Here is a 22,930-nt window from a genome sequence, read left to right on the forward strand (position 1 = left end):
AAATGATAGAAAAGAAATTGTTAATAGCTCTAAAGAACGACGATAAGTCTGCTTTAAAATCTATTTATATAGAATACAAACTTCCTTTTTTAAACTTTGCTAAAAAGTTTAACATCAGCGAAGACGATAGTTTAGACATATATCAAGATGCTATAGTTTCTTTAAGAGAAAACTGTATGAAGGGACATTTAGACGATATGAAAAGTGAACTTAAAACATACCTATTTAGCATAGGAAAATATATGATTTATAAACGTTTAAAGGAAAAGCACAAGCTACATTTAGTAGATAGAGTTGTTGAAACCAGCGATTTAAATGACGATCATTTTAATGAAATTGATTACAGTTTTAATTCCAAACAAAAACAAATTCAAGAGGCATTTAAAAAATTAGGAAAGCAATGTCAAACCATACTAAACCTGTTTTATGTTCGAGGGTTTACTTTGGAAGAAATTGTAGACGAACTAAACTACAACAATTACAACGTAGCGAAAAGTCAGAAATCAAGATGTTTACAAAAAATAAAAGACATAATTCTTAATAGCAAATAATGGAAAAAATAGACTTGATAAATAAATACTTTGAAGGAACACTTTTGGAAGACGAGATAAAAGATTTTAACAGATTACTACTAAACGACAGTGATTTTAAAAAAGAGTTTGAATTTCAAAAGGAAATACAAGAATCTTTAATTTTAAATGATCGGGAAAAAACAAAAAGACAGTTACAAGACTGGGATTTAGAATCCAGCAAAAAACCATTTAAGTATTGGGCAGTTGCAGCAGGATTAGTATTGCTGTTAAGTATATCTTTTACATGGTTTTTAACGCAAGAAAAACAAAGTAACGAAGAGTTATTCATTGCATATTTCGAACCGTATCGAAATATTGTTCATCCTATAGTTCGAGGAGAAAGTAGTACAGATACACAAACTAAAGCTTTTGAAGCTTATGAAGAAAAAGATTTCGATAAATCAATTACACTTTTTAATAATATTCTAAAAAAGGACAGTAGTAATACAGTGATAGCTTTTTATAAAGCGAATGCCTTATTACAAAAGAACCAAACAACAGAAGCCATATCTATTTTTAAAGAAAACATCAAGTCATCAGAATCTTTACAAGATAAAAACTTATGGTATTTGGCCTTAGCTTATGTAAAAGAAAACCATCTAGAGGAAGCTACAAAAACCTTAAATCAACTGATAGCATTATCTGACTACAAATCGGAAGAAGCGAAGATTTTACTTAAAAAACTGGAATAACTTTTTTCTAAACAACACCAAACCTACAACTGGAACTATTAACCAAAACCAATACCAATTGGTTTTAGTTTTGATAGGAGTTACATCTCCAGATATTACAAATCCTGCCCAATAGAATGGATGTTTTAATAAGACATCGTCTTCATTTTTTAAATAATCTAATTTTGCTAATTGCAGAGCCTTATTTTTTGGAAATCCTTTTTCTAAATAGGTGTAAAAGTACAGCATTATTTGAGCTGTTTCCTTATCGGGCACTTTCCATAAACTGGTTACCAAACTAGAAACTCCAGCATAAGTAAATGCTTGAGAAACATTAACAAGACCTTCTCCTTTTTTTAACTTTCCAGCTCCCGTTTCGCAAGCACTTAAAACAGCTAAATCGGCATTTAAGGAGATGTTATAAAGTTCTGATAAAAATAATTTACTGTCGTCGCCTGATGAAGAAAAGCTTAAATGAGAAAATTCAGGATTTGATTTATTGATTTCCGCATGCATAGCCAAATGTAAAGTACTGTAATTTTTTGCTGTTTTAAGAAAAACTTCTTTATTAGCGTCTTCACCTAAAAAAACATCTGCACCAAATAGCTCGCCAATTTGTATGGCTTCTAAAGATGCTCCTTTTAACTGGGCGGTTTTATCTTTATTTTCCTCCAACTGAAAACTACTATTATAAGTTGGTGCATAAATGCCTAAACTATTTTGTTTCGATTTAATTGAGTTAATCTGCTCGTTAAAAAGCAGTAAGGACGAAGCATAACTAATACATTTACTTTCTACTAAATATTTGTTATCTCCATCGATTATAGACTCAAAAGGAAGATAATGTAGCACATCGTCTAAAATAAAGATGAGATTTGTATGACTCGAAATATCCAATACACTGTTTGGTAGAAGCTTTCTATAAGCTTGTTTAGCCAATGTTTTATAGGCATCTATATTTGGTTCTTTTAAAGAATGTACAAATTCATTTAAAAACTCATTAAGCTCATTAGTATCTGCAAGTTGATGAAGTTGTGTGACATCTTTTGTAATAGTAAAAACAAAAATGTGATTTTCTGTAAAACAGTATTTTATAATTTTTTGATCAGATTGAAGCTTAGACTTTAAATCGCTTATTTGAAATTTATTCTGTGTTTGATTAAAGTATGAAAAGAAGTTTTCTTTATACCATCGATTTAAAGAATCAATTTCTTTCTCTGTATCAAAAATCTTGGATTTTAATGTTTTTTGATTTTCTAGACCCTCATTATCGCTGATAAACAATTGTTTTTTATAAAAATGAAGTGCATTTTTCAAATCACTTTCTTTGTTTAAAACAACCTCTGGAATATTAATGTTTTTCCTTTCGGAACTATTTAAAAACCGTTTCCAACTAATTTTAGAATTAGATTCTTCTATTTTCTCCAAAACACCATCTAAAATGCGCTCGTTGTCTATTAATAAAGCAGTTTGTAAAAGTTGTTCGTTTATTTGAATAGCTATTGCATAAACTTTATCATTGAAGGATGTGAATACATAATTTTTAGAAAAAATATCAGAGACCATTTTACTTAGATTATGAGCTATTTCCGAATACAATTTTTTATGAGTTTCTCTGTAAGCAAGTTCATAATTTCTGCTGGCATCTAACAATAAATTAATATAGTGTAAATGGCTATATGGCTTGGAATTTAAATAAGTTAAATCTTTAATTTCTATATCTTCTAAAGGATCTTTTGGCAAATATTTAAACGCCGTTTTATAGAATGCGTCCATGGACTCAAAACTTCCTAAATGTGCTTCTAAGTTGGCTTCCTGTGCGTATAATTGCATTAATAAATATGGGTCTTTTTTCTCTTTTGCGCTTTCTATCCAATGTTTTATTCTTGTCTTAACCTGAGCATAGTTTTCATTGTTTATATATAATTGTATCAGATTTAACTTATCACTTAATGTAAACACTGGAACCTCATCTTCACTCTCCAGGCTTAACACCTGTTCGTAGATTTTTATAGCACGATTAGCATCTTTATCTTTCAGGATACTTGCTTCAAACCTGAGAAGTCCCATTTTATTTAATAATAAAAAATGCTTGTAGTAAGGTACGTTATGAGGGTTGTTTTCCGGATCGTTTATCCTATAGTTGTCTATAAAATCCATTGCTTTTTTATTATAAGCAAAGGCATTGAGTGTATCTCCTTTTTTTAAGTTGAGCTTTGCGTAATATCGCCATAATTCTAATTGCGTTCTTCCTTTAAAGACTTCATTAGACCAGTTATCTATATTGGTTTCTTTATTGTTTATAAGGTTTTCAGACTTTATTAAATACTTTTCGGCTGTATCATAATCGCCGTGCTGTAAATACCATGTGTTTAACGAACCGTAAGCAATATTTAAAAAACTCTTATCATGATAAGATATATTTTCCCAGATATTAACCACCTCTAAATAGGTGTCTAATTCCTTTTTATAATAACCTACAAATCCATAAACAATAGCTAAATGATGTTTCTGAATAGCAACGTCTGCATTCATTTTCCCTTGATTTGAAACATTTAGTTCAATGGCGTTTTTATAACGTTCAATAACTTTAGAATAGTCCCCAAATTTTCCCAACGCAAACCCAATATTAAACTCGGCTTCAGCAAGTAATCTATGGTTAGGTGCCAATGTATCTCCAAAGACCTTTTTAGCTCTCTGTGCTTCTTTTAAAGATTTTTCCCAATTTTTATTATAAAAATACTGCTCGAACAAATATTTATGGATATGTCCTTTAAAATAAAGATCTTTAATGTGATGTTTTTCAAAAAGAGCTAGAGCCTGGTTTGATTGAGTTATGGCAAGAGGAAAGTCTGAATGAAACTGGCTAACTAAAGCATCTGCAGCTATTTCTTTTAGTTTTGCTACATGATATTTTGTTTGTGTTGTATCTAAATAACTAGAAGTAATCTGTTTTCTAATTTTTTGTAATCTCTTATAATCTTTTTCCGTATAGTATTCTGATTTATTGTAATAAATAGAATCGGCAAGAGCTTCTAAATTAGAAACCTCTGATGGGTTTTGAGAAAATATAGAATGAAAACTTATGAAGCAGATTGTATATAGTAAAACACTTAACTTCATAAGCTATTATTTACTTATTATAGGTGGCAGCTACTTTTTCCAGTTCCATATACCAATCCTCTCCAAACTTTCTAATAAGTGCTTCTTTCACAAATTTATAAATAGGCACTTGTAATTCTTTTCCTAATGTACAAGCATCATCACAAATTTCCCATTTATCGTAGTTTACAGCTGAAAATTCGGTATAATCTTTTACTCTAACTGGATAAAGGTGACAAGAAACCGGTTTTTTCCAATCGATAATTTTTTGATTATTGGCTTCTTCAATAGCACAAAGAGCGGTGCCTTTTTTATCGAAAATAACATAAGCACAATCAGCTCCATCAATTAAAGGTGTTTCAAACTCATCAAATTCAGTAACAATAAAAGTACCTTGTTGTTCAATGGCTTCAATACCTTCTGGTCTTAAAAGATGTTTTATTTTAGGATAGATATCTTTAAGAATCTCAGTTTCATTTTCTTCTAAAGGTGCGCCAGCATCTCCATCTATGCAACAAGCACCTTTGCAAGCCGATAAATTGCAGACAAAATCTTTTTCAATAATCTCTTCTGATACAATAGTTTTTCCTAGTTGGAACATAAATATAAATGCTTAATAATATTGGTACAAAGATAAGTTATAAAAGAAAAATTAAACGCTTAAAAGAGGGAATAATCATTCCAAATTACCGAAATTTGCAACAGTTTTAATTTTATACAAGATGAAGATTTTTAAACTATTATTATCATTAATCGCCATTGGATTAATAATTTACAACCTTACTCAAGTGGATTTTAACGCACCTTTTGAAGGAGATAGCGTTGTTGCCTTTATTACCATTCTTACTGCCATGTGCGCTTTAGCTCTATTGCAGATTTTACGAATTTCTCAAAAAATTGAAAAACAATCTAAAATAAAAAAATAATGTTCGATGTGCTTATAATTGGTGGAGGAGCCTCTGGGCTTTCTTGTGCTTTGGTTTTAGGCTCTGCAAAAACAAAAGAATATGCCATAAACAAAAAGATTGGCATAATTGTACATCAAAGATCTTCGCATCTGCAAACAGCCTTATTTAATAATGTTTTAGGCTTAACACCTGGTACTACAGGTGCTTCCATTCTAGAAAATGGCAAACAGCAATTAGCATCTTTATATCCTGAAGTGGAACAGATTTCGAATGAAAAAGTAAATCAAATTACTAAAACTAAATCTGGCTTTCTAGTAAAAACAAATAAAGCAGAATACAGTTCTAAACTAGTAGTTGTGACGGTTGGCTATACCGATTTGATGACCATTAAAGGCTTAGAAGAGTATATAGAACCTCATCCAAGAGCAAAAGCGAGCAAGAATAGAATTTGGTTAAAAAACACAGATCATGAAATTGAGAAAGGACTTTATGTGGCTGGTACTTTGGCAGGTTGGCGTAGTCAATTTGCTATTGCAAGTGGTAGCGGCGCTCATGTGGCTACAGATATTCTAACTCTTTGGAATGGGGGAGAACCTACAAAGGTACATGATAAAATATCGAATTAGTCCTCTTTATTACTTAATTCAATTACTTCTTCAATCATAATATCTGTTTGATTAAGAACCTCTTCAAAGGCTCCATTTCCGAATAATTGGTCGGCAAGAGTTGCCTTTATGTATTGCTTAACTTCTTCGTTATAAGCCACAAAAGTAATATTGGCTTTAGTTTTTACATTTAAATAATCCTGAAATTGTAAAACCATATCATCATCAAATTGAAAGTATTCAATAAATTCTTCTCTAGAAATATTATCGTAAGCATGACGGTCTTTTTCTAACTCTTCAAAAACAAAATTACCAATAAAACCTCGTCTGTCTAAAAAGGTCAAGGTTTCATTCTGCATACTCATATCTAGGGGAACAAAAACATCAGGGATAATACCTCCTCCTCCATACACCACTTTTCCTTTTGGAGTGGTAAATTTTAAAGAATCTGCTACTTCAATTTTTTCAGGATCTAAGAGTTCGCCACTTTCCAAGCGCTCAAAATACTCGTCGTAATAATCTCTATTTCCGTTTTTATAAGAGCGTTGTATAGAACGTCCAGTAGGAGTATAATATCTAGAAACCGTTAACCTTATAGCACTCCCATCGCCCAAATCCATTTCGCGTTGCACTAAGCCTTTACCATAAGACCTACGCCCAACAATAGTCCCTTTATCGTTGTCTTGTAATGCTCCTGCTATAATTTCGCTAGCTGAAGCCGAGTTTTCATCTATTAAAACATAAACTTTCCCGTTTTCAAAGTCTCCTTTTTTAGTTGCAAAACTTTCTTCTATATCTCCTCTTTTATTTTTGGTAAAGAGAATAAGTTTGTCTTTTTCAAGAAACTCATCTACTATTTGTTCGGCAACTCCTAAAAACCCTCCTGGATTTCCACGTAAATCGACAGCCAACTCCGTAATTCCTGCTTTTTGCAATTTGTTGAGTTCTTTTTTAAATTCCTTATAAGTGGATTCAGCAAAACGATTAATTTTTATATAGCCTAATTTATCGGTTAACTTATATGCAGCATCCACACTTTTTATAGGAATATGATTTCTTTTTACTTTAAAATCTAATAATTCAGGTTCTCCTCTTCTATAAACTTTTAAATCTACTAATGTATTTATAGGACCTTTAAGCTTTTTTATAATATCATTATTGCTCCAAGCTTTCCCAAATATGGAATCTCCATTAGCCATAATAATTCGGTCGCCACCAATAATCCCTGCTTTTTCACTTGGACCATCGTCAATAGTTCTAATTACAGTAATGGTGTCTTTATAAGTGTAAAAATTAATCCCAATGCCTACAAAGTCACCTTTCATATTATCCGTTACACGTTCCATATCTTCCTTTGGAATATAAGTAGAGTGTGGATCTAAAGTACCAAGAATTCCATTTACGGTTACATCCACAATACTATCTGTATTAACGTCTTCTATATACTCGTAATCTATATAATCTATAAGTCTATTAAGCTTATCTTTCTTGCTGTTTTTGGTAAATAATCTATCGGAAGTATCAGAAAAATTTAATTTCCCACCAATATAAATACCGGCTGCAATGGCAACACCAATAATAAGTGGTAAATATTTTTTCTTCAGATTCATGTATTGATATCAATTTTTATAATTGCCCCTTCTAATATTCTTCTTAATGATTTTCTATCCACAAAAGTTATTTGTCATGGAGCTATTTTATTGCTTTTCTATGACTAGGTATAATATACAAACAATTACTTTTTATTTAGATCTTTATAGAATTTAATAGCATATTTTACTAAGCTTTTAAATCTGCTATACAAACAAGATCAATCCCAGCTTTTCTTAAAAACTGTAAACCGGAGTCGTCTTTATATCCTTCTTTATAAACGACTCTAACAATTCCTGCTTGATGGATTAATTTACTACATTCCTTACATGGAGACAGAGTTATATATAAAGTAGCACCTTTACAAGATTGGGTTGAAGAAGCCACTTTTAAAATGGCATTAGCTTCGGCATGTAACACATACCATTTTGTATAACCTTCGTCATCTTCGCAATAATTCTCAAAACCTGTTGGTGTGCCGTTAAATCCATCGGAAATAATCATTCTATCTTTTACAATAATTGCGCCAACTTGTTTGCGTTCGCAATAAGATAGTTTCCCCCATTCTTTAGCAATTCTTAAATAGGCTTTATCATATTTAAGTTGTTTGTGTTCCTTCATTGAAATTTATTTTCATTTCCACCCAAATCTACTATCAGGTAGAAAAGTAAAAAACGCTCTATTAAATTAGTTATAGATTAGCAAGCATCTAAATTTAATAATATACAACGAAGATAGGAGGTTCGTATTTTAATTACAACCAGAGAATTAAAGTTTTATGAAAACTTTAGGCAAAAACGAAGCTTATGCTAAAAACTCGCTATTTATAATCATTGGAATAACTAATCCAACCACAACTGCCGAAACAACCATAATCCAATCGCGTTTTGAAAACCTAAAAACAGTTTGCATAATGTATCCTAAAAACAGAACAACAAAAACAATAATTATTTGGGCTATTTCTATCCCCAAAGCAAACTCTAAAAGTGTAATGAATTTATTATCAGATTGTCCTACCAACATTCTAAATTCTCTAGCAAAGCCTAAACCATGTATTAAACCAAAAAATAAGGTTGAGAGAAAAAGTACACCAATTTTTTCTTTTTGAGCTCCTTTTCCGGCAGTAAATACGTTAAAAAGTGCAACAACTAAAATAGTTACAGGTATTAAAAACTCAACTAATTTCCCATTAACGCTCACCACGTTATAAGCTGCTAACATTAAAGATAAGGTATGACCTAAAGTGAAAACGGTAACTAGTAATAATACACGTTTCCAATCTTTAAAAAGATAAGGAACCGTTAATACAATTAGAAAAAGTACGTGATCGTAGCCATTGATATCTAACACGTGATTCATGCCATACTCTACGTGAAACCAGAAATTATCGAACATTATTTATTGTAGTTTTTTGGGTGGTTTCAAAGATACAATTTAAATTGAAATCAGCATATAGGCTCAATAATAAGATAGAAATTTAGTGATCTTTTTTATCGTAATCTACAGATATTGGAATACTAGTTTGAGATCCATAAAGTTTTATTTCGGTAATATCTGCAGGCATATTTAGTCCGTTTTCCATAATTACTTGCTTCACATTTTTAACCACACCACTTTTTACTTCCATGGCTCGTTTTCTGTATTCCTTGGTTTTTGTCCAAAATAAAATTTTTAAATTTACAGTACTTACTCCTAAAGAATCTACCACCACAAAACATTCGTGATCGTGGTTTTCAATAACTCCTTCGGAATTTCTAACAGCTTCTAATATCACTTTTTTAGCAGTTTCTATATCGTCATCATAATCGATTCCAACTAAAAAATCTAATCTAAAATAACCGTCTTCTGTATAATTGTAAACAGCTTTTTTAATTATATCGCTATTAGGAATATAAACATCTCTTCCATCAAAAGTTTTCAATTTGGTATACCTAAACTCTAGAGCAGTAATTTTTCCAAAAATAGTGTCTACCATTACGGTATCGTTTACGTCAAAAGGTCTACTAAAAGACAAAATAATACCTGAGATAAAATTTTCTCCAACATCTTTAAACGCAAAACCAATAATTACCGCTCCTGCCCCTGCTGCAGTTAACATTCCAGCAGCGACACCGCCAAGTCCAGCAACATTTAAAGCCAACATTAAAATGGATATAATAACACCCAATTTAACAGTTTTGGATAAGAAATTAATCATTAATGGGTCTTGGGTTTTTAGCAGAATGGTTTTTTTAAAAAGTCTGGAAATAACATTTGCCAATAAAAATCCAGCAATAATTATTAAAATAGCTAAGATAATTTTTGGAATACTTGCTACAAATGCATTCCAATAGGTTTCTAAAGATTGCTCGAAAACTTGAATGGTATCTATCATGCTTTTTATATTAAAAATTAATAGAGGCTTAAAATACAAGTAAAAAAATAATTCTCTTATTCCATTTAAGATTATTATGAACTGATATGTGAAGATAGCAAAAGTTATCGCCCAAAATTAAATGTTTTACAGAAAGGATTTCGAGGTAGTAAGTGATATTAACTACGACTTGATATAAAGCCAGAATGTATATATGACATCAGATATGGGTTAATTTTTTATTCTTTTAAGCTTTAAACTAACCTGACAAAACAAATACCGTACATATTTTAAAACCAAAAAACCGCAACAAATTGAATATCAATTATGTTGCGGTTAATTTAAGTACTCAAGGTGGGAATCGAACCCACACTCCGAAGAATCGGATTTTGAATCCGACGTGTCTACCAATTCCACCACTTGAGCAAAGTAGACTGCAAAATTAAAAAATAAAATTTTACAAACAATCAAAAATACTTTCTTTTATGCTTTTGGAGTTGAAATAAATTCCTAAATTTGCACCTCGTTAAGAAAAATCGATTTAACCAATTATATTACAACTAATTAACAATGCCAAATACAAACACAGAAGCTAAGATTTTTTCGTGTACACAGAGTAAAGAGCTTGCAACGCAAATTGCAAAGCATTTTGGGGTTAATTTAGGAAATGTAATAACCTCTACATATAGCGATGGAGAGTTCCAACCATCATATGAAGAGTCTATTAGAGGAACTCGAATCTTTATTATAGGTTCCACACATCCTGGTCCAAAGCATTTAATGGAAATGTTGTTAATGATTGATGCTGCGAAGCGCGCATCGGCAAGACATATTACCGCTGTTTTACCTTATTTTGGTTGGGCTAGACAGGATAGAAAAGATAAACCAAGAGTACCAATTGCTGCTAAGTTAGTTGCTAAAATGTTAGAGGCTGCTGGAGCAACAAGAATTATTACCATGGATTTACACGCTGATCAAATTCAAGGTTTTTTCGAAAAACCGGTAGATCATCTTTTTGCATCCACTATATTTTTACCTTATTTACAAAGCCTAAAGCTAGACAACTTAACCATTGCTTCACCAGATATGGGTGGTTCTAAAAGAGCTTATGCATATTCTAAAGCTTTAGAAAGCGATGTCGTAATTTGTTATAAACAAAGAGCTAAAGCCAATGTCATTTCTTATATGGAACTCATTGGAGATGTTACTGGTAAAAATGTTGTTTTGGTAGACGATATGGTAGACACGGCTGGAACCTTAACAAAGGCTGCAGATTTAATGATGGAGCGTGGCGCTTTAAGTGTAAGAGCTATTTGTACACATCCTATTTTATCTGGAAGTGCTTACGAAAGAATAGAAAATTCAAAATTAGAAGAATTAATTGTAACAGATTCTATTCCTCTAAAACAAAAATCCAGCAAAATACGTGTATTAAGCTGTGCTGAGTTATTTGCTGGTGTTATGCATAACGTGCATTACAACCAATCTATTAGCTCAAAATTTATTATGTAGTTCCACCCCATTCTATTAAATGGCGGATAATTGGAAATATATAATAGCAATAGACAATAATATCAAGAGTACTAATAAATAAATAATTTTAAATGAAATCAATTACAATCAACGGATCTCAAAGAGAAAGCGTGGGCAAAAAAGCAACAAAAGCCTTACGTAATGCTGGTCAGGTTCCTTGCGTATTATACGGAGGAGATAAACCAGTTCATTTTAATGCAGAAGAAATTGCCTTCTCAAAACTGGTATATACGCCTAATGCGCATACAGTTGTGATTAGTCTAGACAATGGCGATACTTATAACGCTGTTATGCAAGACATTCAATTTCATCCTGTAACAGATAGAATCTTACATATCGATTTTTATCAGTTATTCGACGACAAAGCTATCATGATGGAAATTCCTGTACACTTCACAGGAAACTCTAAAGGTGTAAAAGCTGGTGGTGTATTACGTAAAAACTCACGTAGATTAAGAGTAAGAGCTTTACCTAATAATTTACCAGATTTTATTGAAGTAGATATTACTCCATTAAAAACAGGAGATAAATTATATGTTACTGCTTTAGAAAACGATGCATACACAATTATGCATACAGAGAATACAGTAGTTTGTCAAGTTAAACGTGCAAGAGCTGCCATTGTAGTAGCCGACGAAGACGAAGATGAAGTAGAAGGTGTAGAAGGTGTAGAAGGAGAAGATGCTCCAGAAACTGCTGCAGAAGCTCAAGAATAAACCTTAACCGGTTAAATTATAATAAAAGCATTCCCTCTCGATTCTATTGAGTTTGGAATGCTTTTTTTATTTTTGTCAAATGAGAATGCTATAAGTTGACAAATTTTATATTTTAATGTTTCCTTAAAAATGAATATGCACAAAAAATAACGATTAAATATGTATCACGAAAATTATAGATTACATGTTAAAATTTTTATCTCAATTATTTAATTCATCTCATCCTTCAAAAGCTGTTGAAACAAATACTATGAAGAAATTTTTAATTGTTGGTCTTGGTAATATTGGCGAAAAATATGAAAATACCAGACACAATATCGGATTTAAAATTCTAGATCATCTAGCTAAAAAGGAAGATTTAAATTTCGAAACCCAAAAGCTAGGAGACTTAACAAGCTATAAATTTAAAGGAAGAACTTTTATTTTATTAAAGCCAAGCACCTATATGAATTTAAGTGGAAAGGCCGTACTTTATTGGCTTAATAAAGAAAAAATAGCTCCGGAAAACCTTCTGATTATAACCGATGATTTAAATCTGCCCTTTGGAAGTATCCGACTAAAAACTAAAGGGAGCGATGGTGGACACAACGGTTTAAAAGACATACAAGAGAAGTTAAATACAACTAAATACAACCGATTTAGGTTTGGAATTAGTAGTAAATTCAATAAAGGATCACAAGTTGATTATGTACTGGGTGAATGGGACGAAGAGGAATGCGATAATCTTCCAGAACGTTTAGATAAATCTGTAGAGTTAATTAAATCTTTTGGAACAGCAGGCATTAATAATACCATGAATAGCTTTAACGGAAAATAATCTGTTTAAATCAAAAGCTAGCAGTTTTATCTTAAGATGGTTTAATATATTTATTCATCTATAAATATTTTTATTTTTAAATCCAACGTTCATTCAAGTTTCGACTAAAGTTCATCCAAAACTCATAAGTCTTCAACCAACATTTTTTCGTTTTTAAAAAATTCAACTTAACTACAATGTTTTATTAACACGTTTTATGTTAAAGTCTTAGCTTTAAAACAAATCCGACGTTAATATTAATTATTTGTTATTTTTTTGGCTATTTTTACCTAATTCAATTAATCAATTTATTTTTTAAAACTTAATTATGAAACAAAACAACTTAAAACTAGTATGGTTACTTTTGTTATTTGTAGGAGTTTTTAGTCTGCATGCGCAGCAAAAATCTTCATTTATGTCTGTTCCTAGCGGACCTCTGCAATTAACAGAAGTAAATCAAAGACATTTTGATGAGACAGGATTTGTTAGATGCGCTACAGTAGAAATGAGCGAGCAACGCAGACGAAATAATCCTAATATTCAATCGGAAGAAGATTTCGAGAATTGGCTAGCTCCTTTAATGGAAGCTCGCTTACAACGTATAGCTGAAGAAAAAGCTAATGGAACTTATAGAAGAACCGTAGTTAATATTCCTATTATATTCCACGTTCTTTCTGGTTCTCCAGGTGCTGCAAGCGACTTACCTGCTTCACAAATTCAAGCACAAATAGATCAGTTAAACTTAGACTTTAATAACTTATCGGGAAGTACACATGAAGCAGCAGAATCTGCAGAAATCAATTTTATTCCTGCAGTAGTTGATCCAGATGGAAATCCGTTAGCAGAACCAGGAATAGACCGTGTTTATGGATACAGTGGTAACATTTCTACATCAGCCTTAGACAACACAATTAAACCAGCAACTATTTGGGATCGTTCTTTATATGCAAATATATGGACAGCACAATTAAGTGGAGGATTATTAGGCTATGCACAATTTCCATCTAACTCAACCTTGCCGGGTATGCCTCAAGATGGAGGTTCAGAGCTTACGGATGGAGTAGTAATTCTAGCTGGAAGTGTAGGATCGGTAGCTAATCCAGGAACAAGTGCTCCTTATAACTTAGGACGTACTTTAACTCATGAAATAGGACACTGGATTGGACTAAGACATATATGGGGAGACTCATATTGTGGAAACGATTACTGTGATGATACACCTCAATCTGAAGACGCCAATTTCGGCTGTCCTACTAACAACCAAACAACTTGTGATGGCATTAGAGATATGGTTGAAAACTACATGGACTATTCCAATGATGGATGTATGAATATTTTTACATTCGACCAAGTAAACAGAATAGTAACTGTTCTTGAAAATGCCGATGGTATTTCAAATTTACCAAATTCTACAACAGGTAATTCGAATCCAGTAATTGCATTTGGAACTACTTCTTTAAGCGAACAAGAAGGAACGGGATGTATTTCTAGAGATGTAGATATTTCTGTAAATATAGGATTAGCTCCTTCTGCAGATGCTACCGTTACTTTTTCTTTAAGTGGTACAGCAACAAATATGATGGACTATGAGTTATTAACTCCAAGTGTAACTTTCCCAGCAGGTTCTAATGCAAACCAAACGTTAAGCTTAAGAATTTACGAAGATGGTTTTGTAGAAAATGACGAAACTATTATTGTTAATATGACTTTAGACACTTCTGGCGATGCCGAATTAGCAACAAACGGTTCTGAAACACTAACTTACACTATTCTTGATGATGATGAGGCTCCTATTTCTGGAACTTTAACAACTTTAGTAGACGAAGATTTTGAAGGTTATTCAGATTTTATAATTGATAATATTGGAGACTGGATTACATTAGATTTAGATGGGTTAGGTACCTACGCAAGTGTAGATAATGCCAACTATCCAAATGCTTTTGCACCAATGGCTTATCAAATTTATAATCCAGCTACAACAACTCCTGCCCCATCTACCAATAGTAGTGGAGGTGCAGAAACTAGAAATTTTGATCCACATAGTGGCGCCAAATATGCTGCTGCATGGGCTGCTAGTCCAGCTGGCGGTGTTAATGCGAACGACGATTGGTTAATATCTCCGGTGCTTTCTTTAGGAGCATCAGGTAGTTCTGTTTCATTTTGGGTAAAAGCATTGTCTGACACTTATGGTCCAGAAAATTATAATGTAGGTGTTTATGTAGGTTCTGGAGTTCCAACATCGGGGTCTGACTTTACATTAATTTCGGGTGCTTCAGAAACAGCTCCTTATGGAACTTGGCTTGAAGATACTTACGATCTTTCTGCTTACAACAACCAAGATATTAGAATTGGGATACACTATATTTCTTCGGATGCATATATGTTTATGGTAGACGACTTTACAGCAGTAACATTTTTACAAAACGATGTACAAACTTCTGTAAACTCTGGAACTTCTGCTAGCATGCATTTTTCTGGAAACGGAGAAGCTTATGCTTATGACAGTGATACACATAACATAATGGCCGGATTACAAAATAACGATGGTTTTCAATATGGTTGTGCAGATATTTCTGTAAGCCGTGAAGGAACAGGAACTCAACTTCTTGAAAATACGGATCCTACGGAATTTGTAATGCAAAAAACATTTAGTATTACTACAGATACTCCAAATGCTACTGGAGACGTTACAGCTAAATTCTATTTTACAGAAGACGAAATTGCTGGTTGGGAAACTGCTACTGGTAAAACTAGAGCCGAGCTATATATGATAAGAGAAGTAGACGGTACGGTTGTTAATATTGAAGCTGCCACTGTAGGTAGTTTCGATTCAAACGTAACTCTTGAAGCCAACGTTACTGGACTTAATGGAACTTTTTATTTTGGCCCATTAAATGCTTCTTTAAGTATAAAAAACAACATGCTTAACAACTTTAGCATGTATCCAAACCCTGTTAGCAATCAATTAACAATAAAAGCAGCTAACAATATGTTACCTGATAATTATGTAGTGTACAACATGTTAGGTCAAGTTATTCTAAGTAAAAAAGTTACTAACGAATCAGATTTAATAATAAACACTTCTAATTTAAACAATGGAATGTATTTCATTAAATTAACTCAGGAAGCTAACCAGATTTCTTTACCATTTATTAAGAAATAAGGTTTAAAAAACTTCAAAATGGAATTAAAGAGGGCTAATAATTATTAGCCCTCTTTTTTTTATAAGAAGATATTATTTTAAATAATAATACTATTACCCATGTTAATTCGTCTAAAATGGAACATTAACTGAAAAAATTAACACATTTTCTTATCAAATTTTTATAATTTTAGGGCATAATTTATCTAAAGATTAAAAAACACATGAAAAAAATTACACTTAGTCTTTTTCTTTTTTTGCTTACATGCCATATAAGCATCTTTGCTCAGCAAAAAGTAAAAGCACTCACCCCCCAATCCTCAGCAGTTAATTTTCAACCTACTGAACAAACATTAGATTGTATAGAGCAAACAGGATTTGCTAAATGTTTGACAGATGAAAATGAAATTGCGTTACAACAAGAAGACCCTACTAGATATACTAGAGAACAATTTGAAGAGTGGATAGCTCCAACAGTTGAGCAAATTAAAGCAGATAGATTAGCTGGACGCTCACCTCAAGTTGTTTACAATATCCCTGTAGTAATACATGTTATCCATGATGGTGACGCTATAAACACACCTGGAAATATTGTTGGAGAAAACATTTCTGATGCACAAGCACTTTCTCAAATTCAAGTATTAAATGAAGATTACAGACGCTTGTCTGGCACACCTGGAGGTGCAAATACTACAGGTCTTGCCGTAGATGTAGAGATTAACTTCTGTGCTGCAGAAGTTGGCCCTAATGGTGCAGCAACAACAGGAGTTGTAAGACATAATATCTCTCCTTACAACGACAATGTAGCGAATGGTTCAGGAGGTCCTGATTGGGAAACTAGAGCTGATGTTCAAGCTATGAAACAAGTTACCCAATGGGATCCAACACAATATTTAAACATGTGGACAATTAGACCAGGTGGACTACCTATTCAACAAGGTGGAATGACTGGGCTTTTAGGTTATGCTCAATTTCCAGATAACACTCCAAACCTTGGAGGTTTAAATGCTTCTGGAGGACCTGCTAGTACAGATGGTGTTGTGGCTGCTTTTGATGCTATGGGAACACTTGCAGCTAACGATGGTTCGTTTATATTAAACGGTCAATATAACTTAGGACGTACTATGACTCACGAAGTTGGTCACTGGTTAGGCTTAAGACATATTTGGGGCGATGGTGGTTGTAACGTTGACGATTTTTGTAACGATACACCTGTAGCTGGACAACCAAATTACACCTGTAATTTAAATGCTGATTCATGTCCTACACACCCTGGAAATGATCAAGTACAAAACTATATGGATTATACAAATGATGCATGTATGGACACTTTTACATCAGATCAGAAAGACCGTATTCAAGCTATTATGTCATTATCACCTAGACGTATGGAACTTAATTCTTCTGAAGCTTGTACTATTACTCCTTCTGTTTATATAGCTTCTACTATCCCTACAGAAGTTATGGAAGGTAGCGATTGTGGTTATCAAGATATTGAAATAACAATAGCTTTAAGTACTGAAGCTTCTGCTAGTGCAACAGCATCCTTAGTAACCTCAGGAACAGCTAGCTTAAACACGGATTACGAGTTACTTAATAACTCAGTTACTTTTACTGCTGGTTCTACAACAGGAAGCAATGCTATTACCTTAAGAGTTTATGAGGATGGAATTGTTGAAGCAGATGAAACTATTATACTTGAAGTAAGCGTAAGCACTTCTGGAGACGCTACTGCAAATGATACTGCCTATACAGTTACCATTAAAAACGACGATTATACCGTATCTAGCTCTGGACCTTCAACTGTTTTCAGTGATGGGTTTGAATCGTATGAAGATTTCGCCATTACTCCAATTGGAGATTGGACAATGCTAGATGTAGATCAAAGTACAACTTATGGAATTCAAGATGCTACATTTACAAACTCAGGTTATACTGGTTCATTCATAGTATTTAATCCAAGTCAAACAAGTCCTTCTTTAAGTGGAACTCCAATGGATCCGCATACAGGGTCTAAAGGTTATTATTGCTTTGCAGCAACTAGTGCACCTAATAATGATTACATCTTTACACCACAAATTAATCTAAATGGTACAGAAAGCGAGCTTAAATTTTGGGCTAGATCTTATACTGGGCAATATGGTTTAGAACGCTTTAAGGTTGGAGTATCGACAACAGACACTGCCCCAGGTAGTTTTACATTTATTTCAGCAGCACCTTATGTTCAAGCACCAGAGGCTTGGACAGAGTACACTTATGATTTATCGGCTTACGATGGTCAACAAGTTTACATCACTTTCCAGTGTGTTTCTAACGACGCGTTTATATTTATGTTAGACGATGTTTCAGTATCTACAAATGTTAGCGTGAATGTTCAAACAGATGTAAATACAGCTACAACTAAAGCAATTAATGATTCTGGAGAAGCTTACTTTTCAGATGAAGAATCTGGAAATATCATGTTAAGTATCGATAATACCGGTGCTTTCAACTTTGGATGTACGGATGTTTCTGTATCTAGAGATATTGCCACTGCTGGTGCTGCAGCTGTTATGTACGGCTCAAGTACAGATCCTGCAAATTTTGTAACTGCAAAAACATTCGATATTACTACGGCTGCTACAAATACTTCAGCGGGAACTACTATAGATTTTTACTTTACCGAAGCTGAACTTGCTGCTTGGGAAGCTATAACTGGAAATTCTAGGAATGAGCTATACGTAAGAAAAGAAAGCACCAACGAAATCGTTGCTACTAGCCTTTCAGCATTCGATACAGATGCTGTGTTATCGGCTGAATTTACATCAGGCTTAGATGGTACTTATGTTTTTGGAACTCAAATGGCATTATTGTCTTTAAGTTCTTTTGAAATGGATTCTGAAATTTCAATTTATCCAAACCCAACATCTCATGTACTTAATATAAAATCAACTAATAAGAATCTTCCAGATGCTTATGCAGTTTACAATATGTTAGGTCAAGTAATGATGAGTAAAAACATTTCAACCGAAGCAGATTTATCTATCGATACCTCGAGCTTAAGTAACGGCATGTACTTTATTAAAATAACTAAAGAGTCAAGTCAATTATCTTTACCATTTATAAAGAAATAACTCTTATAATTAAATAAACTTGAAAGGGGATTGATGTATATCAGTCCTCTTTTTTTATTTTTGAAGAAATATTACAAGATTGGAAATTTACAAGTCACTTCAACTAGATTTTAACTTTAATACCGTAGTTACCATTGGTACTTTTGACGGGGTTCATATTGGGCATCAAAAAATTATAGAACGTCTGGTTCAATCCGCTAAAAAAAGACACCTAAAATCGGTGGTATTGACATTTTTTCCACACCCAAGAATGGTGCTTCAAAATGATACTACTATTAAACTTATAAATACAATAGACGAAAGAAGTGCTATTTTAGAACAACTAGGTCTCGATGTTTTAGTGGTTAAAAAATTTACTAAGGAGTTTTCCCGGTTATCAGCAGAAGAATACGTAACAGAAGTTTTGGTAAAACAGCTGCGAGTTAAAAAAATTATTATTGGCTACGATCATCATTTTGGAAGAAATAGAGCAGCCAATATTGAAGATCTAAAATCCTATGGTAAAATTCACGGTTTTGAAGTGGAAGAAATTTCTGCCCAGGATATTAATGATGTTTCTGTAAGTTCTACAAAAATTAGAGCAGCACTTTTAGATGGAAACATAAAAAAAGCCAATAAGTATTTAGGTTCCAATTTTATACTTTCAGGAAAAGTTGTAAAAGGAAAGGGCTTAGGAAACACTATTGGTTTTCCAACGGCTAACATATTTATAAAAGAAAACTACAAACTTATTCCAAAACAAGGGGTTTATATAGTTAAAACAACCATAGACAAGCAACCTGTTTACGGAATGATGAACATTGGCTACAACCCTACTATAGACTCCAATAATGAACAATCTATAGAAGTTCATTTTTTTAATTTCAATCAATTAATTTATAACCAATCTTTGGTTATTCAACTATTAGACAGAATTAGAGACGAACAAAAATTTGAATCGGTAAACGAGCTAAAAGCACAACTTGAAAGAGACAAAGAAACCTCTTTAAAATACATAGCCGAACAACATGCTTAATAAGTTACTATTTAAACATATAGACAATAGTTCACTTATAGTTTTTAGAATTATTTTCGGACTTCTATGTTTTTTAGAAGCTGTTGGCGCCATTTTTACTGGGTGGATTAAAAGAACTCTTATCGAGCCAGAATTCACCTTTTCATTTATAGGTTTCGAATTTCTGCAACCACTTCCTGGCAACTGGATGTATATGTATTACTTGATTATGGGACTTTTTGGCCTATGTATCATGCTTGGCTATAAATATCGATTTAGCGCCATTATATTTACAATAATGTGGGCTGCTACCTATTTTATGCAGAAAGCATCGTATAACAATCACTATTATTTACTCATTCTTTTAAGTGGTATCATGGTTTTTTTACCAGCAAACAGATACTATTCTATAGACGCCAGAAACAACCCAAATATAAAACAGCTGTCCATGCCCAATTGGTGCCGGTTAGTTTTTATTTTACAAATGCTAATTGTATACACCTACGGCTCTCTTGCAAAACTTTATCCCGGCTGGTTGGACACGTCATTTATAGAGATTATAATGAAAACCAAAGAACATTATTTTCTTGTAGGAGAGCTTCTACAACAAAAATGGGTACACTATTTCCTAGTTTATGGCGGTATCTTATTCGATGGTTTAATTATTCCATTACTACTTTATAAACCAACTAGAAAATGGGCGTTTTTTGCATCTATATTCTTTCATTTATTTAATTCCTTTGTTTTTCAAGTAGGAATATTTCCTTATTTATCACTATCATTTGCACTTTTCTTTTTTGAACCTAAAACTATTCATAAATTATTCCTTAAGAGAAAGCCTTTTTATTCTCAAAACGAAGTGATTATTCCTTCATATAGAAACACATTAGTTATACTTGGATCTATCTATTTTATTATTCAAATTGCACTACCTATAAGACATCATTTTATAAAAGACGATGTGCTTTGGACGGAAGAAGGCCATCGCTTATCGTGGAGAATGATGCTAAGAGCCAAACAAGGTTTTGCAGTTTATAGAGTAGTTAACAAGAAAACACAAAAACATACTACTATAAATTTAAACGATTTTTTAAGTAGAAAACAACTGCATTTAGTAAATACCAAACCAGATGTTATTTGGCAATTCTCTCAATACTTAAAAGATTTTTATGCTAAGCAAGGTGAAGATATCTCCGTATTTGTAGATTGTAAAATTAGAATTAATGGCGGACCCTACAAACAACTAATAAAACCTGATATTGATTTGGCTGCCGTAAAATGGGATATATTTAAGCACTGCGAATGGATTTTACCATCAAAGGAGATGGAATTATTAGAACAAAACTCACCAAAATCTCCTCAATAAAAACAACCTATAATTAAACCTACTAAGTGCGATTAAATCTCTTAGCAATTCCTTAAATTTGTGACTTAAATTTAACTAAACATGTTACAAGTACCTTTTATACGAGAAAATAAAGACAACGTTATAAAGCAATTAGCCGTTAGAAATATAGATGCGACTAAAATGATTGAAGACGTAATTTCTTTAGATGAAGAGCGAAAACAAACGCAAACCCTTTTAGACAATGCTTTAGCCGAGTCCAATACGCTTTCTAAAGAAATTGGAAACTTGTACAAATCTGGAAAGGCAGATGAAGCCAATGCTTTAAAAGAGAAAACAACCGAACTTAAAGAGACTACAAAAACTTTAAACGATAAACTAAGTCAAACTGTTGATGCTTTAAACGAGTTGTTATATAAAATTCCTAATGTGCCACACAGTTCTGTTCCTAAAGGATCTACAGAAGACGATAATGAAGTGGTTTTTAGCGAAGGTACCATTCCAACTTTAGACAAGAACGCTCTTCCACATTGGGAATTAGCCAAAAAATACGACATCATAGATTTCGAGCTTGGTAATAAAATTACTGGAGCAGGATTTCCTGTTTATAAAGGAAAAGGAGCCAGATTACAACGCGCTCTAATTGCTTACTTTTTAGATAAAAATACAGAAGCTGGTTATACGGAATATCAATTACCACTTTTAGTAAACGAAGCTTCTGGATTTGGAACTGGGCAATTGCCGGACAAAGAAGGTCAGATGTACCACGTTACTGAAGACAATTTATATTTAATTCCAACATCTGAAGTTCCTGGAACTAATATTTTTAGAGATGTAATTCTTGAAGAGTCTCAACTACCAATTGGAATAACTGGCTATACGCCATGTTTCAGACGTGAAGCTGGAAGTTACGGGGCACATGTAAGAGGTTTAAATAGATTACACCAATTTGATAAAGTTGAAATATTACGCGTAGAACACCCTAATCGTTCTTACGAAGCTTTAGATGAAATGGTAGAACATGTAAAAACTATTCTAAAAGAATTAAAATTGCCTTATAGAATTCTAAGACTTTGTGGAGGAGATGTTGGTTTTACCTCAGCTTTAACCTTCGATTTTGAAGTTTTCTCAACAGCTCAAGAAAGATGGTTAGAAATTTCATCTGTCTCTAACTTTGAAACTTTCCAGGCTAACAGACTTAAGCTGCGTTTTAAAAATAGTGAAGGTAAAAATGAATTAGCCCATACCTTAAATGGAAGTTCTTTAGCCTTACCTAGAGTTTTAGCAGGAATTTTAGAAAACTATCAAACCAAAGATGGAATTGAAATTCCTGAGGTTTTAATACCATATACAGGGTTTAAAATAATCGACTAATCTTGTAAGATTATTCTTGTTTTATCGATTAAACGCTAAAAAAACACGTTGTTCAACGATTTTTTAGCGTTTTTCTTTGTTTATTAAATTATTTTTTACAAGTTAGTGGTTCCAAA

Annotated in this window: 18 protein-coding genes and 1 tRNA gene; 12 read left to right on the forward strand and 7 right to left on the reverse strand. The window is 32.7% G+C overall.

Features of this window, described 5'->3' with window-relative positions; translation table 11 throughout:
* Positions 1-2 precede the first annotated feature (2 nt).
* Complete coding sequence (locus tag OS188_RS10930; protein ID WP_267148880.1) at positions 3-551, forward strand: RNA polymerase sigma factor; 549 nt, start codon at positions 3-5, stop codon at positions 549-551.
* Positions 551-1,264 carry a tetratricopeptide repeat protein gene (locus OS188_RS10935; RefSeq protein WP_267148881.1) on the forward strand — a complete coding sequence of 238 codons (714 nt, stop codon included), beginning with the start codon at positions 551-553 and terminating at the stop codon, positions 1,262-1,264. Before OS188_RS10930 ends, OS188_RS10935 begins: the two co-directional genes overlap by 1 nt.
* Here the strand turns inward: OS188_RS10935 and OS188_RS10940 are convergent.
* The gene (locus tag OS188_RS10940) at positions 1,244-4,366 is read right to left on the reverse strand and encodes a CHAT domain-containing protein (protein WP_267148882.1); all 3,123 of its coding nucleotides are present in this window, start codon (positions 4,364-4,366) and stop codon (positions 1,244-1,246) included. The genes OS188_RS10935 and OS188_RS10940 overlap by 21 nt on opposite strands.
* Before the next feature lie 10 nt (positions 4,367-4,376).
* Entirely contained in the window at positions 4,377-4,946 is a 570-nt protein-coding gene (locus OS188_RS10945) for a DUF3109 family protein (RefSeq protein ID WP_267148883.1), read from the reverse strand.
* Between the two features lie 121 nt (positions 4,947-5,067).
* Here OS188_RS10945 and OS188_RS10950 point away from each other — a divergent pair, with 121 nt between their 5' ends.
* Both OS188_RS10950 and OS188_RS10955 read left to right on the forward strand, forming a co-directional pair.
* On the forward strand, positions 5,068-5,271 hold the full coding sequence (locus OS188_RS10950) for a hypothetical protein (protein ID WP_267148884.1): 204 nt from the start codon (positions 5,068-5,070) through the stop codon (positions 5,269-5,271).
* Positions 5,271-5,879 carry an FAD-dependent oxidoreductase gene (locus OS188_RS10955; protein WP_267148885.1) on the forward strand — a complete coding sequence of 203 codons (609 nt, stop codon included), beginning with the start codon at positions 5,271-5,273 and terminating at the stop codon, positions 5,877-5,879. The genes OS188_RS10950 and OS188_RS10955 overlap by 1 nt, the downstream gene beginning before the upstream one ends.
* Here OS188_RS10955 and OS188_RS10960 read toward each other — a convergent pair.
* The 5 genes from OS188_RS10960 to OS188_RS10980 form a co-directional block, all read right to left on the reverse strand.
* On the reverse strand, positions 5,876-7,468 hold the full coding sequence (locus tag OS188_RS10960; RefSeq protein WP_267148886.1) for a S41 family peptidase: 1,593 nt from the start codon (positions 7,466-7,468) through the stop codon (positions 5,876-5,878). The genes OS188_RS10955 and OS188_RS10960 overlap by 4 nt on opposite strands.
* 169 nt (positions 7,469-7,637) lie before the next feature.
* On the reverse strand, positions 7,638-8,069 hold the full coding sequence (locus tag OS188_RS10965; RefSeq protein WP_267148887.1) for a deoxycytidylate deaminase: 432 nt from the start codon (positions 8,067-8,069) through the stop codon (positions 7,638-7,640).
* Positions 8,070-8,252: 183 nt separating this feature from the next.
* Positions 8,253-8,843 (reverse strand): HupE/UreJ family protein, encoded by a 591-nt coding sequence (locus OS188_RS10970; RefSeq protein WP_267148888.1) that lies wholly within the window; start codon positions 8,841-8,843, stop codon positions 8,253-8,255.
* An 82-nt stretch (positions 8,844-8,925) separates the two neighbouring features.
* Entirely contained in the window at positions 8,926-9,822 is an 897-nt protein-coding gene (locus OS188_RS10975; RefSeq protein ID WP_267148889.1) for a mechanosensitive ion channel family protein, read from the reverse strand.
* A gap of 325 nt (positions 9,823-10,147) precedes the next feature.
* Positions 10,148-10,227 (reverse strand) — tRNA-Leu (locus OS188_RS10980).
* 144 nt (positions 10,228-10,371) lie between these two features.
* Between OS188_RS10980 and OS188_RS10985 the strand changes: the two genes are divergently transcribed.
* From OS188_RS10985 to serS, 8 genes are all read left to right on the forward strand, one after another.
* Positions 10,372-11,313, forward strand: coding sequence for a ribose-phosphate pyrophosphokinase (locus OS188_RS10985; protein ID WP_267148890.1), 942 nt, complete (start codon positions 10,372-10,374; stop codon positions 11,311-11,313).
* A gap of 92 nt (positions 11,314-11,405) precedes the next feature.
* Positions 11,406-12,050: a 50S ribosomal protein L25/general stress protein Ctc gene (locus tag OS188_RS10990; protein WP_267148891.1), complete on the forward strand. Its 645-nt coding sequence runs from the start codon at positions 11,406-11,408 to the stop codon at positions 12,048-12,050.
* A gap of 250 nt (positions 12,051-12,300) precedes the next feature.
* Positions 12,301-12,867, forward strand: coding sequence for an aminoacyl-tRNA hydrolase (gene pth / locus OS188_RS10995; protein WP_416236537.1), 567 nt, complete (start codon positions 12,301-12,303; stop codon positions 12,865-12,867).
* A 307-nt stretch (positions 12,868-13,174) separates the two neighbouring features.
* On the forward strand, positions 13,175-16,009 hold the full coding sequence (locus OS188_RS11000; protein WP_267148893.1) for a T9SS-dependent choice-of-anchor J family protein: 2,835 nt from the start codon (positions 13,175-13,177) through the stop codon (positions 16,007-16,009).
* Between the two features lie 203 nt (positions 16,010-16,212).
* Complete coding sequence (locus tag OS188_RS11005) at positions 16,213-19,101, forward strand: T9SS-dependent choice-of-anchor J family protein (protein ID WP_267148894.1); 2,889 nt, start codon at positions 16,213-16,215, stop codon at positions 19,099-19,101.
* Positions 19,102-19,180: 79 nt separating this feature from the next.
* Positions 19,181-20,116: a bifunctional riboflavin kinase/FAD synthetase gene (locus OS188_RS11010; protein ID WP_267148895.1), complete on the forward strand. Its 936-nt coding sequence runs from the start codon at positions 19,181-19,183 to the stop codon at positions 20,114-20,116.
* On the forward strand, positions 20,109-21,461 hold the full coding sequence (locus OS188_RS11015) for an HTTM domain-containing protein (RefSeq protein ID WP_267148896.1): 1,353 nt from the start codon (positions 20,109-20,111) through the stop codon (positions 21,459-21,461). The genes OS188_RS11010 and OS188_RS11015 overlap by 8 nt, the downstream gene beginning before the upstream one ends.
* Positions 21,462-21,542: 81 nt before the next feature.
* Positions 21,543-22,814 carry a serine--tRNA ligase gene (gene serS / locus OS188_RS11020; RefSeq protein ID WP_267148897.1) on the forward strand — a complete coding sequence of 424 codons (1,272 nt, stop codon included), beginning with the start codon at positions 21,543-21,545 and terminating at the stop codon, positions 22,812-22,814.
* The last annotated feature ends 116 nt before the right edge of the window (positions 22,815-22,930 follow it).

It is taken from the genome of Xanthomarina sp. F1114 (assembly GCF_026410255.1).
GTDB lineage: Bacteria > Bacteroidota > Bacteroidia > Flavobacteriales > Flavobacteriaceae > Xanthomarina.

What these genes read in the sequence shown, in the direction of transcription:
- OS188_RS10955 (WP_267148885.1), top strand. Translation starts at nt 5,271, where the DNA reads ATGTTCGATGTGCTTATAATTGGTGGAGGAGCCTCTGGGCTTTCTTGT.
- OS188_RS10930 (WP_267148880.1), top strand. Translation starts at nt 3, where the DNA reads ATGATAGAAAAGAAATTGTTAATAGCTCTAAAGAACGACGATAAGTCT.
- OS188_RS10960 (WP_267148886.1), bottom strand. Translation starts at nt 7,468, where the DNA reads ATGAATCTGAAGAAAAAATATTTACCACTTATTATTGGTGTTGCCATT.
- serS (WP_267148897.1), top strand. Translation starts at nt 21,543, where the DNA reads ATGTTACAAGTACCTTTTATACGAGAAAATAAAGACAACGTTATAAAG.
- OS188_RS10990 (WP_267148891.1), top strand. Translation starts at nt 11,406, where the DNA reads ATGAAATCAATTACAATCAACGGATCTCAAAGAGAAAGCGTGGGCAAA.
- OS188_RS11000 (WP_267148893.1), top strand. Translation starts at nt 13,175, where the DNA reads ATGAAACAAAACAACTTAAAACTAGTATGGTTACTTTTGTTATTTGTA.
- OS188_RS11005 (WP_267148894.1), top strand. Translation starts at nt 16,213, where the DNA reads ATGAAAAAAATTACACTTAGTCTTTTTCTTTTTTTGCTTACATGCCAT.
- OS188_RS10985 (WP_267148890.1), top strand. Translation starts at nt 10,372, where the DNA reads ATGCCAAATACAAACACAGAAGCTAAGATTTTTTCGTGTACACAGAGT.
- OS188_RS10975 (WP_267148889.1), bottom strand. Translation starts at nt 9,822, where the DNA reads ATGATAGATACCATTCAAGTTTTCGAGCAATCTTTAGAAACCTATTGG.
- pth (WP_416236537.1), top strand. Translation starts at nt 12,301, where the DNA reads ATGAAGAAATTTTTAATTGTTGGTCTTGGTAATATTGGCGAAAAATAT.
- OS188_RS10950 (WP_267148884.1), top strand. Translation starts at nt 5,068, where the DNA reads ATGAAGATTTTTAAACTATTATTATCATTAATCGCCATTGGATTAATA.
- OS188_RS11015 (WP_267148896.1), top strand. Translation starts at nt 20,109, where the DNA reads ATGCTTAATAAGTTACTATTTAAACATATAGACAATAGTTCACTTATA.
- OS188_RS10935 (WP_267148881.1), top strand. Translation starts at nt 551, where the DNA reads ATGGAAAAAATAGACTTGATAAATAAATACTTTGAAGGAACACTTTTG.
- OS188_RS10965 (WP_267148887.1), bottom strand. Translation starts at nt 8,069, where the DNA reads ATGAAGGAACACAAACAACTTAAATATGATAAAGCCTATTTAAGAATT.
- OS188_RS10970 (WP_267148888.1), bottom strand. Translation starts at nt 8,843, where the DNA reads ATGTTCGATAATTTCTGGTTTCACGTAGAGTATGGCATGAATCACGTG.
- OS188_RS10940 (WP_267148882.1), bottom strand. Translation starts at nt 4,366, where the DNA reads ATGAAGTTAAGTGTTTTACTATATACAATCTGCTTCATAAGTTTTCAT.
- OS188_RS10945 (WP_267148883.1), bottom strand. Translation starts at nt 4,946, where the DNA reads ATGTTCCAACTAGGAAAAACTATTGTATCAGAAGAGATTATTGAAAAA.